The sequence below is a fragment of the Nitrosospira sp. Is2 genome, assembly GCF_033095785.1.
GTDB lineage: Bacteria > Pseudomonadota > Gammaproteobacteria > Burkholderiales > Nitrosomonadaceae > Nitrosospira.
This window is the reverse complement of the sequence record NZ_CP137134.1, coordinates 2,517,194-2,534,716: the sequence shown is the minus strand read 5'-3', so window position 1 is coordinate 2,534,716 and position 17,523 is coordinate 2,517,194. Positions and strand designations below refer to the sequence as shown.

Below are 17,523 nucleotides of genomic sequence, written 5' to 3'. Positions count from 1 at the left end.
CGAGCGTGATGCTTGCGATAAGTTGATGTTTCGGGCCTACTGAGAATCTGAATTTCTTGCTGCCCGGATTTCATCGGCCAGTTGCAACACCGACATCGCATAATTCACGCTGCGATTGTAACGGGTGATGACGAAGAAATTATTGAAACCCAGCCAGTGTTCGTTTCCGTCGTTATTCTCCAACTCGATCAACGTAGCCGGAAGATCAGCAGGAGATTTCTCGCGGGGAATGACCCCCCGCTCCCTCAGTTCGACTAAGGTATAAAATGGCTTGGTCCCTGTGAACACGGCTTCGCGGTAATCGGCGCCATTCACCAGGGCCGGCACGACTGCAACTTGATCAACTTCCCAGCCATAGCTCTTCAGGTAATTCGCCACACTGCCGATCGCGTCCGCTGGGCTGCCGGATAAATCGATTTTGCCATCACTATCAAAATCAACCGCGTACCGCCTGTAACTGCTGGGCATGAATTGCGGAATGCCGATGGCTCCGGCATAAGACCCCTTGATGCTAAGCACATCCATTCCCTGTTCCCGGCTCAACAAAAGATACTGCTCCAGCTCGGCCCGAAAGAATCCCGCGCGCTTCGGATAATTGAAGGCTAAAGTGGTCAACGCATCCAGAATGCGATGTCTGCCGCTCTGCACGCCATAGTTTGTTTCTACCCCGATCACTGCGGCGACAATCTCTTCGGGGATGCCGAACTCTCTACGCGCCCGCTCCAGCGTCGCAGCATGGTTATTCCAGAACGCAACCCCATCTGTCACGCGCTGCTGGCTGACGAGGAGAGGACGAAATGCATACCACGGCTTCGAAGTAGCCGGTTGGGAAATCGCTTTGATAATCGCCGGCTGAAACTGTGCCATGCGAAGAGTGACCTCAAGCTCGGCCTGAGTAAACCCGTGTCGCTCCACCATCTCACTGATAAAAGCCTCGATCTCCGGCCGCAGTGGCGCCGATGGCGCAGTTGTCGAGGCTGACGCACATCCGGCAAGCGCAAGCAAGCCCAGCATAACTATCAGAAATCGCATAATCCTCCGATCAGAAAAGGGCGCACGCTGACTTTCACACGTCATCGCCCCATTCCCGCCATCCCTTCAGTAACGGAAAGTACAAACCACGCCTTACCGGCTGGCCGTCGAGCAGGCGCATAAGGTTCGCGTAACGATCGAGCTGAAACCGATAGCGCTCTTGCTCGCGATTGAGAAAATCCTCGACGTCGGCCCCTTCGTGACTGCTGGTCTTGTAGTCCACGACCCAGCGTTGTCCATTTATATCGTGAAAAGTACGGTCGATGACATGATCAAAATACTCCTCGCCGGAAATCGCAGTCATACGCAACTCACTGTGGGCACCCTGCTGCGCCCCGAGCAGCCATCGGCCGCGAGGATCAGTCACTGCGTGGGTGAGCGCCATCATCACACGTTCGATAGCCGTATCCATATCGCTTCCATGGTTGACCATGCCGCAGGCGACCAACTGACCTTTGAAAGTATCTCGCAAAACCCGGATGCGCGCCACATCCCATTTTTCAATGCCTTCGGTTGCGATACGTTGTAGCCAGCGGTGCACGACGTTGCCGATAAGGCGCGCAGCTTCTCCCGCCCAGGAATATTCGATGCTGCCCTGCGCCGGCGCGGCTTGCGGCCGGGCCAGCCATAGTACCGGCGGCGGCGGAGGCGGTAATACCCAACCTGACACAAAGCGCCGCAATGATTGATCGACCGCATTTCCCGCGACCGACCCGCCACTGCTCCTAAACAATGAGCTTGAGGACATCGCCTGCGCCGCGGCTTGCGCATAGTCCGACTCTACCAATGCCCAAATCCTGCTTAACAAGGCCCGAGTGGGAGGCGGCTTTAGCTCCAGCCCTCCGTCTTTTCCCGAGGTGGCATTGGTACTGCCAAGCAGATGCAGACGCTGCCTCGCGCGAGTCGCGGCGACGTAGAGCAACCGTTCATCTTCCAGGCGCTCTTTTTCGCGTTCAAGTTTTTCCAGCCACAAATACGTGCGATCTTCGGCCGCTCCCGTTTCCTGGATCGGCGCCAGCAGCAGATCGTTACTGCGATTTGCATTACCCACCGCCGAAATCGACCGTACCGTTTCCATCCACATGAAGAGTTTCTTATCGTTACTGCGCGGTGATCGGCCCAGCCCGGGTACGATTACCCAATCAAACTCAAGTCCCTTCGCCTTATGGATGGTCATGATCTGCAGCCTGTCATCCGCTTTTACGTCCGGCAAGGCAAACAGCCGCTCGAGCCCTTCCTCCAGCGCGGCCAGGCTAAGAATACTGCCGGCCTCCTCTTGTTTTTCGAGATAATCGAGATAAATGGCCGCGTCTTCAAAATCGGTCGGATCTTCAATAGCTGCAGGCCCCCCCAGCGCAAGCCACGCCGCTTCAACAGTCGAACGTAACGATTGGCGGCAGCGATTCTCCATGCATGCTTGGAGCACCTCGCGCGTCCTCAGCAGCCGCTGATACCCATCGGCAGAGATTGAGGCAACCCGAGCGTCATCGGAAAGCCATTCCCATACCGTTCCATTGCCTGCCTCCAGGTTTCTTTCTGGCGCGCTTTCGTCTCCCTCTTGGGGCACATCGTTGCACTCAACAGTCAAGGCGGCATTCCAGGAAACGAGCGCATGAATATCCGCCAGCAGGAGGCCGCACCATGGGGCTCGCAGCAATGCCAGCCAAGCTGCACGGTCCGCTGGATGCGCCAATGCCCGCGTCAGCGCCAGCAGATCCTGAACCACCGGCCTGCGACCCAACCCCTCGATTTCAATTGCGCGAAAACGCAAGCCGGCTTCTTTAAGCAGAAGTATGATGTCGACAAGATGACTGCGGTTGCGCACGAGAATTGCCGTGGTTGTGGCGGAATGATCACGAGCTTGCGCGGCAATCTCCACCACTCTGCTCGCCTCGGCAGCGCGGTCATCATTAATAAAAGGGTGTAAGCTGACCGCAGAACCCGATAGCAGGCGGTTCGTTGCAACGGATTCCGTGTAGGATACCGCCCCGATAGTTATATTCTCTCGCCTTGGCATTACCTGAGAGAAGGTGGCGTTCACCCAATCCACTATCCCTCGTTGGGACCGAAAATTGGCGGAAAGAGTGACCGGCTGCAACGTGACATTTCCAATTCCCGCCGCACGGGCGCGAAGAAACAAACCGACCTCAGCCTCGCGAAAACGATAGATGGATTGCATGGGGTCTCCTACCGCCAGCATGCTGCGGCCATCATCTGGCTCCCATCCGGAAGTGAGCTTTTCGAGCAACTCATATTGGCTGATCGAGGTATCCTGGAACTCATCTATCAGTAAGTGTCGAATGCGATAATCGAGCGCAAGCGCAAGATCGGTCGGCATGTGTAGATCGCCGAGCGCTCGTAGCGCGCCTTGCGCCACTTCGGTAAAGTCCACCTGGTTAAGAGATTGAAACACGAGCTTGAGCTGCGCAACTGCCCGTGGCAAGAGCCGCGTGATCGATTGGAGGATGTCCCACTGCGCGTCCGTGTAAGTGGACGGAGGCAGCTGGAGAATGTCCTTTAGCGCCTCGCACAGCGAACCACTATCATTTTCCGCCAACAGCGAACCCAGCGCCCGCGCCCGCTCCTTCCAGGACGTAGCCATAATTTTCCTGGCCTTGGGCTCTGGGGGAAAGCCCTCCCTCTCGGTAAACTGCTTGCGCCAGCCCCCATCTTTTGTAAGCAACAGGGTGGCAATGGCCTCCCAGCAGCGAACATCCTGCTCGTCATTGCCGGGAAATCCCGTCGGGTCGCCGCATTGCTCATACGCAACGATGGCCGAATCGCTGCCGATGGCGCTGAGGTTACTCGCCGCATACCGTATCAGCGCGATCAGTTCATCCCGGGCCGCGGCAGGATATAGCCCGCACAAGCGCTTGAGCGCTTCGTATCGCGTATTCCTCAACGCCGCTTCCAACTCATCCCGATCCTTGCTATGAATATGGCGCAGCCAGTGGTCGCGTTGGGCCAGCATTCCGATGAGGAGTGTTTCGAGACGCTCGACGTCGTTATCGAGATGCTCGAGCAAGCGTTCGACATCCCGCGCCACGTCGTCCCCGCCCTCGACAAGACGTATAGTCGAACGTGCAGCCTCGCGGTAAAGGTCGGACGCGTCCTCCACGGTTTCTGGTTGCGAGCCGAATCCGGACAGTATGGGCATTTGACGTGTCAGCGAGGCGCACAATGAATCGAACGTCTGAATACGCAGTCGAGCAGGGTTATCGAGAATATGCCAGCCAGCCAGAATGTCGCGATGAAGAGCCGCGCTTGCCAATTCCCGCGTGGTTCCTTCATGTCGGGTTTCAGCAATTTTGCCCGGGTGGGGGGCGCCGGCCGCCTGAATAAGCGCCCTCATCAGGCGCTCGCGCATCTCCGCAGCAGCCTTGCGCGTGAATGTAATCGCAACAATTTCCTCAGGTTCATTGACGCATGCAAGCAGGCTGAGATAGCGCTGAATCAAAAGCCCGGTCTTTCCCGAACCGGCGGGCGCCTGAACAATAAAAGACTGGGCAGTATCGAGGACACGGAGACGTTCGTCCAGGTCCGGCGGATCGAGGTTTGGCGCGTTTGCATCTGCATTTCCGGACATGGGCAATTCGCGACTCACTTTTTGTCCCCCTCGTCGGCAATACCGCTCTCCATACGCTCGTAGACCCGGCATACGGGTCTTGCATCACAATTGCGACAGGTATCGGGATATTTTCGAGGCTCGATTTCCGCGCGCCCGCTGACGAAACCCGCCGCGATACGATCAAGATTGGTACGCCAGGCAGCAACAAGGTCTTCCCATGAGCTGTACCGTTCGCGGTAGCGGGACTCGCCCAAAGCCTTTCCCCTCGGCAGCAGATCGCTATCGCGGGCAACTGCCGTGAAGCACATATCGCCGGCCTTCACCTGTGCAAACGCCACGGCTACGGCCTCGGGTTCGGCCGTGACGAGATATAACGGCAGTTGCGGTTCCTCTGGCCGTTCGCCAAGCATCGTGGCTACGGAAGGTGCGTTCGTTTTGTAATCGATAATAATGCGCCGCCCATCATCGAGTTCGTCGACTCGATCCAGGCGCGTGGTCAACGAAAGCTCGCCGATTTGGACCCGGCGCTTCTCCTCGATTGCTATTACCGCGAAGCCACTGCGCTTTTTATCCTCCTCCAGCCATCCCAGCGCCAAGCGTAGAAGCCGCCTTTGCTCTATCTCTGCGAATCGGCCGGACAAAAGCCCGGGGCGCTGCCGTTGGATACGGGCCACCGCCTCTGTCGCGGCATGCATGAGTATCGATTCAAGATCTTTCTCACTGATGGAATCGAGACCGCTTTTAGTCTTGAGTTGCCCCCATACCTGGGCGAGTATGTGATGGACCAATGTGCCGCGCTCCATCGCGTTGAGTCCTGCACAAGGCGCACGAATTCGTTCAACGCCGAAACGATGCAAGGCCAATGCACGGAACGGGCAGGTGGCGTAATCTTTTATTACCGCCATGCCTCCAGCCACGCCAATTCCGCTTTGCGACTGGTCGAGTGCTGGCGCGGTGTGGTCTTCTATACATTCCAGCCGCCGCGCGTGGTGAATAAGCCGGCCGTAATCGGGATAATCAGGTAACACAAGCTCGCCAATCGCGATATCGGCCACCAACGGGCTGGGTGGAGTGTCCCGGGCATCTGATCCCCCGACGTGTCGCGGGTGACTCAGAACAACCTCGTTCGCGGACAAGAACCATGCATTGGTAAGCCGGCTCGCTAGCGCGAGCGATGCAACCGCAGAACCTTGCGGTAACTCGGCAGCACGTTGTAATTCGACGGGGAGAAACGGGTTCGGACGTGGTTGTGGCGGCCAGAATTCAGCCGATAAACCCATGACCCAGAGATGGTCGAAGGCCATCCCGGCAGCTTCCAGAACGCCAAGTACCTGGATAGGGACATCGGGCGTCTCGGGCTGGAACATTGTCTCGCTTGTCATGCGACGCAGGCGAGATATCCCTGCCCTGTAGCTGGTGCGAGACAATACCAGGTCGAGGCTGGCGAAGTTTGCCAGCACTTCCTGCCATTTTTTCAACGTCTGATATTCAGCGGAATCGAGTTCGCGTTCGCCGGGAAATCCCGCCATCCGTAGCGCTTCCGAAATCGCCCTGGCGAGTTGGGAAGGTGCCTGGGAGCCTGAAAGATATGCTTTACGGAACTGTGCATAGGCTGATAAATTCTGCCCCAGTATCGGGCAATGTTTATGCGCATCCTCCAGTTCAAGCAGGGTGAGCAGTGCTTCAAGCGTAAGGGAGGGCTCGGAACGTTTGCGCAGGCGCGTATCGAGTCGGGCGCGAGAACCCATTTCAGTCTCCCCGCCACCCAGGAACGGCGATCTGAGCAGCAGACTTGCCCGTTCGAATTCAATTTCGCCTCCGCCAAGTTCGAGTATCAGGAATGCAGCACTGACGAGCGGATAGGAGAGAAGGGTTTGACCGAGCGATGCGTTGAACGGTAACGTTGGCCTCGAGACCCCAGGCAGGGATCGGCGTACATCGGGGTCCATTACGGACCTGAAGACGCGCATGATGATGCTTCTATATTCAGAGAAAGCGGGGACCACAATTGCGACGCGGGCAGAGCCATTGGCCTCGACGCGTGCGCGCGCCCATACCGCTGCGTGATAAACCTCGTCGTTGCGATCTGCACTTTCCATGCGTCGCAAATCGGGGTTTTGCAACTGTAGCTGAGGTTCAGGTCGTGACAGCACCACTTCACAACCGGCCTCGGCCAGACCGGCCAACAGCCGCGCCTGTTGTGGCGCAACGATATCAAATCCATAGCAGATCAAACGTTTGGGCTTGCTGACATCTGTGTTCGCACACAAGCCTGTGACTAGATCGCCAAGCTGCGCATGGTCTATTTGTCGCCTACCACCGGTAACCTTTACATAGCGCTCGGACCACTTCTGAAAGGCCTTGCCGTCTTCGTTGTGCGGGAAGTTCCGAAGCCTGGAAATAAGCTGCCACTCATGCGCAGCGTCCCATGCCTCGCAAGCAAGTCGCGCGGTTTCTGCGACCGACAGCAACGCCGCGCCCTCATCCGAATTTGAGATGACGTTCTCCCATAGCACTTGCTGCTGGGCAGGTGTCAGGAGCGTCGGGACGAAATTTCCTTGATCGGAGTAAAGCGCATCCTCATAGATGCGGAGCATGAAGGCGGAGATCGGGAGGATGTCAGCGGAATCCCAGACGGATATCCCTTTTGCAGCCTGGAACCCGTCAAACTCGCGCTTAAGCGCTATCGCGAGTCGTCGATTGGGGGTAATGACCGTAACGCCGGCTTTCAAGCCGGCGGCAAGGTGCGCAAAAACGTCGGTAGGGGGGACTTTTGGAAAATTCAGAATGGAACACACGCGGCGACAAGCCACCGCTGTCCGGTCAGCGCTCCAGCTGTTCGAGCTTGCCTGATACTTTAGCCCAATCATCAGCTTCGGGCAGAGCGTCCTTTTTCTCGATAATGGGCTTCCACGCTTTCGATAGCTCCGCGTTCAGAGCGGTAAAATGCTGCTGGTCTGCCGGCACATCATCTTCGGAGAAAATAGCCTCCACTGGACACTCAGCCACGCACAGGGTGCAATCTATGCATTCATCAGGATCAATCACCAGAAAATTGGGCCCTTCGCGGAAACAATCCACCGGGCACACATCCACACAATCAGTGTATTTGCATTTGATACAACTTTCAGTTACTACGTAAGTCATGACAGATCCTTGCTGAGCTCTTTTGAGAATTTGCGATTTTACCAGAAATTTTATAGGCGCCGCTATAACTCTACGACCACCACAGGCTGCCGTGGATGCCATGCGCTCATCCGCTTTAGGCTGTAGTAAAGCCGGTGGTTCCCAACATGAAGTCGATAATATCCTGCTTCAGAATCAGGCAGCGATTGTGATGCCCTGCCCCCCGCTGATTTCGAGCGAAACCACCACTTCATCCATCCTCAACGCCCACTCCAGCGTGAGAGTAACCGCCTGCATGATTTTTTCAAACCCGCCTTCAGACTGTGACACCGAATAGCATGGTTGTGCGATTAACGCCACTGGGGATGAAATCTTCAGCTTTACGCTGCCCCCGAGCACATTATCATCCAGGGTCAGGTCGGTCATGGCCGAGAGTTCAAGCAGTTGTCCAAAACCGCAAAGAATCGCGCCATCGTGGATATAGCGTCCGCCCCATCCGTCGCAACTGGGCATCGCTATATTGATTTCGGTGCTGAATACACCACTGGCCCGGGGGAGAAAACGATACGATACGTATACCCCGTTACCGGCAAGCTCGATGTTTTTCAGCACGGACTCCGATAATAGTCCGACGCTCCAACCTGGGCCTTCAGCAGGACCTGCAGGATGCTGGTAAGTTATAAATCCGCCGTTCAGCCGGTCAACGAATAAACTTCGCATATGATCGTCAGCTTCCAGGTCTGCGGCATCAATTTTATGCTTGAAACTTACTCTCTCGTGTGCCGACGCAATGCCTGCCCCATTATGTTGGAAGCCGCTTCCGCTTCTATGAAGGTGCTCATAATAATGCTCGACCTGCCGCCTCAACGTATCGCCAAAATTATGCTTGAGCGCGTAGGAATCCAGTTCGCAGATACTGCCGGTACCGTCCAGTTTCAGCACCGCCTGGATACGGCCGTTCTGGAGATACAACTCCTCGATGCCGTCCAGATCGGTATCTTCCACGAATCGTGCAGCGCGCATCTCGCACGCGTCGAGCATGGCCTCCAATTCAATCAGCGCCCTGAATACCGCGCGTCGCAGATGGGGTAGATACAGTCCGCCAAACAACCCGTGCCAATACGCATCATTTGCCTGTGCCTCATAGAGCTTGCGCTTCATGATTTCGTCATGCGTTGGCTCCCGCAGCAGGGCAAGGCGTGATGAAAGGCTCAGCATGCGTTTATGCATCCAATTGGATTCAGGATAACGGGAAAAGAAATTTTTCCAGATGCCGCCGCGAAGAAATGCCTTCTGGCCTTCATACCATCCGGCCGTCTTGGCCTGACGCACCAGGCTGGCATATATATTGGCGGGCTCGGCAGGAAGCGTCCACTCGTTCATTTCGATATAGGATGTGGTCGGCAGATACACAATGCCTCTTGTTTTTTCGGCGATATGATAATCCCTATAGTGCTGAGTCCGGATCACGGAAGAGGCGAGGATTCCCTGAATAAAATTATCCAGCCAGCCTTTTTCGTACACCCAGTGATAGGTCTCCGGCCAGATGCCAAATTTCTCAATATCATCAAAATAAATAGCGGCTATACCCCGCCCACCCACATTCGCGTGAGCCTGGGACTCGATGTAGGCCACCACTTCGTGCGCCGGAGAAAATGGCAACCTGTAACGCAAAGCTTCCGAAATAGGAAACAGATCGAGTACGCGCCCGTCCTCCTCTGTGGTGAAATAGCCATTCAGCTCGGCCGCGGTTTTGCCCGCGCAGAGAAAATGATAATCGTCCACGATCACGTAGCGGATTCCGCAATCTGCCAACGCCGGAACCACCGTTGCTTCCCACACGCGCTCGGTTAACCACGCGCCAACCGGTCGCTTGCCCAGCTTCGTTTCCAGTTTGTCCGAAAACATCTCGATTTGGCCAATGCGATCGCGATTTGGAATCGCAGCAAGGACCGGCTCTGTATCACCCGCGCCGAATAACTCGACTTGGTCCCGTATTACCATCTCGCGCAGCAGCGCGATGTCTTCAGGATAGTGGTCGATCAGATAATCCAGAAGCCAGCCGGAAATGTGCAACGCAAAACGGAATTGCGGGTAGCGGTAAAGTACTTCGAGAAACGGCTTATAACAACGCTGGTGTGCATCTGCAAGCACTTCGGGAAAATTGCCGACCGGCTGATGAGCGTGAACGCCGAAAAGCAGAGAAACGGGTTGGGTCATCAAGTTCCTCGAATAGAAAAACGTTTAACGACGAAAATAGAAAAACGTTTAACGGCGAAGAATTCGCGCTAAAAGACAGGCCGCCGCTGCCAGCTAACCAACACGTAGATATCCACGGCACACAGCAGGCAGCCATTTCGCGAAACTGATCAGAAGTGCTTGTTTAAATCGAATTGTGCTGGACTTGTCAGCCATAATCACAGCAAAAATTAGCGCAAGGCAGACAGGAGCGCATAATCTCGTTACGGCGGCGTTTACGAAGCACGTCCTCAGGAAGCCCGTCTCATGGCGCCTCCCAACTCTGACGTCTCCCCACCGCCCTGGCTGATCGGTTCATATACGGATTCGGGCACCGGAAGTCGAAGCAGCCCGTACAGATTGGCAAGGTTATCGCGGAACAAACGGTCGAAGCTCGCCACCACATAGGGAGAGTTATAATCGCCCAGCCACCAGAACCAGTCAGAACTTTCGCAGGAGGCGAGTTGTCGTTCCGCCTTCTGCTTCTCCTCGTCAGTCAGGCGTCCGCTTTGCATCACCAGGTCATAGCTATGCTTGGCGGCACAGAGCAAATCCCACGCGCGATTTTTGTCCGGGTCGCCGATCCAGGTGGAGAATGTGCCGTAAACCCAGCTGCCCGCGGCCAGCACCGGGAGAGTCGTAACTTCTGCGGGATGCAATGACGAAATATAGTCTCGGTAAGTAGTGACCCGGATCGATTCATGGTTCTCCAGAATCTCATAGAGATCATTGAGAAAGTAATATCCGTTGTAGGGATAATATTCCCACGCATTTTCGCCATCAAGAATGATGCTGACCACTGGGCACTCCCCAGGGGGCGCATTACGGGCGATATCTTCGAGCGAATGGACCAGATGCTCAGCCGCGTCGCGCCCGAACCATTTTGAATACTCGAAGCCGATCATGTCTGAAAGTCTCTCGTCGCGGAAAAAACAGGTAACGCTATCGGCGCGGCCATTAACCTTATATGGGCGGTATAGGTAGCGACTCCTTTCAGGCAAGGGCGCGGCGGGAAATGATTTTCGCAGACTGTTGGCGAGCACGCCTTCGCCGCTTGCAGTCCAGTGGCAGTGTTGCTCAGCCAGAATTTCCAATAGTGGCCCTGATACCGCACCCTCAGCCGGCCATACACCGCTGGGCTTTATACCAAAACGCCGCGTGTGAGCTTCGGTGGCAGACGACAAGTGCCATGCAACACGGCTGCGACCACCCGGGTAATTGCTTTCCGCCGGTAAATTGGCATTGGGCATGCTGTCAAGCGCGGAAGAAAAGTCGATTAGTAATGGGGCTAGCGGATGGTAATGCGGAGTAGTGGACAATTCGATCTGCCCCGACTCGGCGAGCTTGCGATAGCGAGGGATCAATCCCTGAATCAGCTCTCCGATCACCTCGAGTAACTGAAGCCGGTCCGCATAACTGAAACACCTGCCTTGCGTCATTAACCGTACCACCGTCTCATTGCCTCGGCGCACGCTCTCACCCGTCCATGCCAGGTGATACCAAACGAGCAAGTCCGCAAGATACTGCCCGGAGAGATAGCCCAACTCTGCCTCGCCACGTTGCCGCAGCGTTTCATGCATCTCATGCAACCGCTTGTATGCGGGATACGGTTGCATCATGGTTGAGTGATTGCTGCGAAAGCAACTATCAAACGTCCGCAGACGATCCTCAGTAGAAATCTTGTCAAGATCCGGGGCAGCGAGTACACGCAGGAGCGGATCCCGCAACTTCCCGGAGGCGAACTGCGCGGCGTAATCCTCCAATTGATCCAGGAGCACGGGCACGAAATTAACTACCGCCTTAATCGACGGGTGGGCTTCCAGATGGGCCGCCATATCGCTGTAATCCTTGATGGCGTGCAAGTAAACCCAAGGCAACATGAATTCGCCGGTCTCGTAATTACGGTAATCCGGCTGGTGCATGTGCCAAAGCAAGACAAAATGTAATTGTTGCATGTCGATTCAAACCCGATTAAAGGAGCCTTATATACCCTACACAAACACGGCGTTCACTACCGTCATCCCTCGCAGTGATTCGTTCTCATCTGACATAATGTATCTTTTGCCCGAGCATTTCAGGCGTTATGAGCGTAATGCCGTTTTCCGTGACATAAAACCGCTTTTGGTCTTCCAGCGGATCAAAGCCTGCCGTTAGTCCAGGAGGAATGATACAGTTCTTGTCCACTACGACGCGTCTCAGGCGCACGTGTCGGCCGATATCCACGTTAGGCAATATCACCGAGTCTTCGATACTGCTGTAGCTGCGCACTTGCACATTGGAAAATAACAATGACCGGCGAACCGTCGCCCCGCTGATAATGCAACCACCGGAAACCATTGAGTCAAGCGCCTGCCCCCGCCGGTCATCGTCGTCGAAAACGAATTTGGCCGGAGGCAATTGTTCCTGGTGAGTCCAGATTGGCCAGTCCTTGTCATATAGATTGAGGTCCGGCGTGACATGGGTGAGGTCAAGATTTGCCTCCCAGTACGCATCCACGGTCCCGACGTCGCGCCAGTATGGCACACCCGATACCATGTTGACGCAACTATCAGCAAAACGGTGAGCATATACCCGGTGCCGTGGAACCAGGTACGGAATCAGATCCTTACCAAAATCACGGGAAGAGTGTGGGTCATCATGATCACGAATTAGCTGCTCGAATAGGAATTGCGCATTGAACACATAGACGCCCATGTTGGCAAGCGCGTACCCAGGCTGACCGGGCATAGAGGGCGGATGGGCTGGTTTCTCGTCAAAGCCTATGACCCGCCAATCCTCGTTTACGTTCATGACCCCGAACCCGCTTGCCTCCGCTACCGGGACCCCGACACATGCCACAGTCATATCTGCGGACTTTTCCACGTGCCAGGCAAGGAGTTTGCTGTAGTCCATCTTATAAACATGATCCCCACCCAGGATGAGCACATGATCAGGATTATAAACCCGAAGTATATCGATATTCTGATACACGGCATCGGCGGTGCCTTGATACCAGGTTTCCTCGATACGCTGCTGCGCCGGCAGCAATTCCACGAATTCCTGAAAGCGCCCATCAAGAAATCCCCATCCATGCTGAATATGGCTGATCAGGCTTTGTGACTTGTACTGCGTCGCAACGCCGATACGGCGGATACCGGAATTAACACAATTTGAAAGCGGAAAATCAATTATCCGGAATTTGCCCCCAAACGGTACCGCTGGCTTTGCGCGCCAGTCAGTCAGTTGACGTAGCCGGCTACCGCGCCCCCCAGCCAGTATTATCGCCATCGAATTTCTCGTTAGGTGGCTATAAAAACGTGCGTCGGCGTCCTGCTTCATGTGAAATTCTTCTGCATGGGTTGGATCTCCATTTTGTTACACCCTCCAGTAGCTCCAACTGAGCGCTGTAGAGTGAGCGGGGCTCGCGCGCGCACGGTATGCGGCAATGAGCTTGGATACGTGCGATACAAAGGTTGATAAACTTGAGCCCGACGGCTTTACAGAACCTCACATGGGACGAGGCTTTCTCGGCACACTTCGTCCAACCACGTTAGGTGCCATACATATTACGCAGCAGGGGTTGGCATAAAGGCAGTACGCAGGTAGCCGATAATGCTTTCTCAGGATACATTATTGCAGTTGTTAAGTTTTTCCGCAGCAATCTTTGTTCAAGTCATGTTCGCTGCCCAGCGTATCTCCCGCAAGCTATAATCCCTCCATGCAATCAAACCTGCAAGTCGACACGTCCGTTAGATCCCATCCGCTGACTGAAGCATTATTGACAGCGCGGCTTCACGATCCTTTCAGCTACCTGGGCGCGCGGGCAGAATCTGATTATAGTCTGGTACGGGTATTCTATCCTTACGCGAGCAAGGTATGGATTAATACAGGGAGCGCTTTCGCTGCAATGACGCGGACCCATCCCGTCGGGGTTTTCGAGTGGCGCGGAGCGGCCATGCCGCCCATGCCCTATCTTTTGCGTGTCGAGGACAACAACGCAGCGCTGCCGGCGCCCCAGATCTATGAAACGTATGATTCATATGGTTTTGCGCCCCAAATTCCCGAGTACGACCTCTACCTGTTTAATGAAGGGAAACTGACGCAGGCTTATCGCACTTTAGGTTCTCATATTTTCGAGATTGATGGAGTCGCGGGAGTGCTTTTCTCCGTATGGGCTCCCAATGCGGGGCGGGTCAGCGTTGTCGGCGAATTTAACCGGTGGGATGGACGAGTAAATCAGATGGCGGTGGATGGGCTCAGCGGGGTATGGAAATTGTTTATCCCCGGACTGCGGTCGAATTCGCTTTATAAGTACGAAATTCGCAACCGTGACAGCGGCGAAATCCTGCTTAAGACCGATCCTTATGCCACTCAGCATGAATTGCGCCCGCATACCGCGGCGCTCACTCCCCATGCCGGCGAGGCCGTATGGCAGGATGCGGAATGGATGGCAAGCCGAGCGATATGGGATTGGTTGCACGCTCCGCTCAACATTTACGAGATCCATGCCGGATCATGGAAACGGCATCCCGACGGCCGATTTTATTCCTATCGTGAACTTGCCAGCCATCTGATCCCGTATGTACAAGAGATGGGGTACACCCATGTTGAATTGCTCCCCATTTCAGAACACCCGCTCGACGAGTCCTGGGGGTATCAAACCACCGGATATTTTTCCCCTACGAGTCGCTACGGTTCACCGGACGACCTTAAATTTTTCATTAATGCCTGCCATAGCCAAGGAATCGGGGTCATTCTCGACTGGGTACCCGCGCACTTTCCACAGGATGCGTTTGCGCTGGCGCGATTCGACGGTAGCGCATTGTATGAACACGAAGATCCCCGTTTGGGTCTACATCAGGATTGGGGTACCTGCATTTTCAATTATGGCCGCAATGAGGTGAAATCGTTTCTCCTGTCGAGCGCCCATTACTGGCTGGCCGAATTCCACCTTGATGGGCTGCGAGTTGATGCCGTCGCATCCATGCTCTATCTCGATTACTCCCGTAACCCAGGCGAATGGGTGCCGAACAAATTCGGAGGCAGGGAAAACCTGGCAGCGATCGATTTTTTGCGCGAATTGAATATCATGGTACACCAGGAGTTTCCCGGTGCGCTGACGCTGGCTGAAGAGTCCACCGCGTGGCCGGCGGTATCCCATCCCACTTATGTCGGCGGGTTGGGATTTTCCATCAAATGGAACATGGGCTGGATGAACGACACGCTTTCATATATGCACACTAATCCGGTATTCCGCCGCTTTCATCACGACCAACTCACGTTCGGCCAGTTGTATGCCTACACCGAGAATTTTGTGCTGCCCTTGTCGCACGATGAGGTGGTCCATGGCAAGGGATCCCTATTAGGTAAAATGCCGGGGGATGCGTGGCAGCAATTCGCTAACCTGCGCCTCTTGGTTACCTATCAAATAACCTATCCCGGCAAGAAACTCAATTTCATGGGTAATGAATTTGCACAGGGACGCGAGTGGAACTCAGGACGGGAATTGAATTGGGAGCAGTTAAGATATGAACAGCACAGAGGCATGCAAACCGCCGTGCGCGATCTCAACCATCTCTACCGCACGCTACCCGCGTTACATCAGCTTGATTTCTCAGCAGGAGGCTTCGACTGGGTGGACTGCCATGACGCGGATAACTCAGTCATCAGCTATCTACGTTTTGCAAGCGACGGCTCATTTGTGCTTGTTGTCCTGAACTTTACGCCGGTGCCACGCACCCATTACCGCATCGGCGTACCTGCAGGCGGTATTTATCGCGAGATATTCAATAGCGATTCCCACCATTACGGCGGCAGCAATCTGGGAAACATGGGAGCTATCGATGCTACTGACCAACCCTGGATGGGGCTGCGCCATTCGATCGTCATCACGTTGCCGCCCCTGGCGGGAATTATTTTTTCTCCGCAGCCCGCCTGACATCGTGGGTGCCTATGCACGTGTCGCACTCTACGACCGATTGGGGCAGCCTCACGTTAGAAGCTGAGTCCCTCTACGGCTGTTCCATCAGCCCGACAGTACGAAAACCGAACGATACAAATAATTAACCGGTTTATTCATGGCGCCCGTTTCATCACATTCCATCCCTCGCGTGTTATTCCTCACGCCGGAGCTTCACCCTCTCATTAAAACCGGCGGACTCGGGGACGTCAGCGCGGCATTGCCCCAGGCGTTACGCGAATTGGGTGTGGATGTGCGCGTGCTTATACCGGGGTACCCTGCTGTATTAGCCGGACTACCAAACAAACAAAAAATCGCGGAATTTGGCGCTCAATCTCCCTTCCCCGCGGCGACGCTGCTATCTGCAAGCTCACCTGGATCGGTTCCCATCTTCATCGTCGAGTGCCCTGCGCTTTACCAGCGCGACGGTGGCCCCTATGTGGATGCTGACGGGCGCGACTGGACGGATAATGCATTACGTTTCGGTTTCCTCTCAAAAACAGGCGCATTGCTTGCGAGTGATGACAGCCCCCTTTCCTGGCGGCCTGAAATTGTCCATTGCAATGACTGGCAAAGTGGCCTTGTACCGGCGTACCTGCACTTCCATTCGGGGAAGAAGGCGGCGTCCCTGATGACGATCCATAATCTGGCTTTCCAGGGCATCTATCCCCCGGACACCGTACCTCAACTTGGTCTGCCCCAGGAATGCTTTGGAATAAACGGCGTCGAATATTTCGGTGACATGTCGTTTCTAAAGGCAGGGCTATATTATTCCGACCATGTCACCACCGTAAGCCCCACCTACGCCAGGGAAATCCAGACTGCACCGCTGGGCTTCGGCATGGAAGGCTTGTTGGCCTCGCGCCGCGAACATGTTAGCGGCATTGTCAACGGCATAGACACTGCTGAATGGAACCCCGCCACCGATCGGGCGCTCGTGCGCAATTATACTGCCGCCAGCCTCTCGGTTAAAACCGCCAATAAAATGCCATTGCAGCGGCGGTTGGGTCTGACCGTGGCTCCTCACATTCCGTTATTCGGCGCGGTCAGCCGATTTGCTTATCAGAAAGGTTACGACCTGTTGCTTCAAATCGCGAGCAGGTTAACTGAGCTACCAGCTCAACTGATCGTGCTCGGAAGCGGGGACCATGCGCTGGAACAGGAGTTGACTAATCTGGCCAGAAAGCATCCCGGCAAAATCGCCGTTCGCGTTGGCTTCGATGAAAAACTTGCCCACTTGATCGAGGCCGGCGTGGATAGCCTTTTAATGCCTTCCCGCTTCGAGCCCTGTGGCCTTAATCAGATGTATAGCCAGCGCTATGGTACGCCTCCACTGGTCCATGCCACCGGAGGTCTGCTGGACACGGTAGTGGATTGCACGCCCGCGACTCTGGCTGACGGAAGTGCGAGTGGATTCCTGTTCTCGGACATGACCACCAGCAGTTTTCTCGACGCTATCATCCGCGCCACTTCGGCATATCATAATAAACCGGTATGGCGCAGCCTGATGCACAACGGCATGATGAAGGATTTCAGCTGGCGCGCCAGCGCTGCACGCTATCGGAGCGTATACCTTTCGCTGTTATCCTGATCCAAAAAGAACTACGCTCATGACCGCATT

9 protein-coding genes are annotated in these 17,523 nt (G+C 55.1%); 2 read left to right on the top strand and 7 right to left on the bottom strand.

Annotated features, from left to right (window positions below; all coding sequences use genetic code 11):
• Positions 1-36 precede the first annotated feature (36 nt).
• The 7 genes from mltB to glgC all read right to left on the bottom strand — a co-directional run bounded on the left by mltB (position 37) and on the right by glgC (position 13,282).
• Positions 37-1,032 (bottom strand): lytic murein transglycosylase B, encoded by a 996-nt coding sequence (mltB, locus tag R5L00_RS11050; protein WP_107694836.1) that lies wholly within the window; start codon positions 1,030-1,032, stop codon positions 37-39.
• A 34-nt stretch (positions 1,033-1,066) separates the two neighbouring features.
• A complete protein-coding gene (locus R5L00_RS11045) occupies positions 1,067-4,636 on the bottom strand; it encodes a UvrD-helicase domain-containing protein (RefSeq protein WP_317651711.1) in 3,570 nt (1,189 codons plus the stop codon).
• On the bottom strand, positions 4,633-7,398 hold the full coding sequence (locus R5L00_RS11040) for a PD-(D/E)XK nuclease family protein (RefSeq protein ID WP_317651710.1): 2,766 nt from the start codon (positions 7,396-7,398) through the stop codon (positions 4,633-4,635). The genes R5L00_RS11045 and R5L00_RS11040 overlap by 4 nt, the downstream gene beginning before the upstream one ends.
• 25 nt (positions 7,399-7,423) lie before the next feature.
• Positions 7,424-7,747 (bottom strand): ferredoxin FdxA, encoded by a 324-nt coding sequence (gene fdxA, locus R5L00_RS11035; RefSeq protein WP_107694900.1) that lies wholly within the window; start codon positions 7,745-7,747, stop codon positions 7,424-7,426.
• 174 nt (positions 7,748-7,921) lie between these two features.
• Positions 7,922-9,946 (bottom strand): alpha-amylase/4-alpha-glucanotransferase domain-containing protein, encoded by a 2,025-nt coding sequence (locus R5L00_RS11030; protein ID WP_317651708.1) that lies wholly within the window; start codon positions 9,944-9,946, stop codon positions 7,922-7,924.
• A 269-nt stretch (positions 9,947-10,215) separates the two neighbouring features.
• Positions 10,216-11,919: a glycoside hydrolase family 57 protein gene (locus tag R5L00_RS11025; RefSeq protein WP_317651706.1), complete on the bottom strand. Its 1,704-nt coding sequence runs from the start codon at positions 11,917-11,919 to the stop codon at positions 10,216-10,218.
• 85 nt (positions 11,920-12,004) lie between these two features.
• A complete protein-coding gene (gene glgC / locus R5L00_RS11020; RefSeq protein WP_107694843.1) occupies positions 12,005-13,282 on the bottom strand; it encodes a glucose-1-phosphate adenylyltransferase in 1,278 nt (425 codons plus the stop codon).
• Positions 13,283-13,661: 379 nt separating this feature from the next.
• On the opposite strand from glgC, the gene glgB reads away from it, so the two are divergent.
• Together glgB and glgA are read left to right on the top strand one after the other, a co-directional pair.
• Positions 13,662-15,881, top strand: coding sequence for a 1,4-alpha-glucan branching protein GlgB (gene glgB, locus R5L00_RS11015; protein WP_317651704.1), 2,220 nt, complete (start codon positions 13,662-13,664; stop codon positions 15,879-15,881).
• Between the two features lie 139 nt (positions 15,882-16,020).
• The gene (gene glgA / locus R5L00_RS11010) at positions 16,021-17,493 is read left to right on the top strand and encodes a glycogen synthase GlgA (protein ID WP_317651702.1); all 1,473 of its coding nucleotides are present in this window, start codon (positions 16,021-16,023) and stop codon (positions 17,491-17,493) included.
• Positions 17,494-17,523 lie beyond the last annotated feature (30 nt).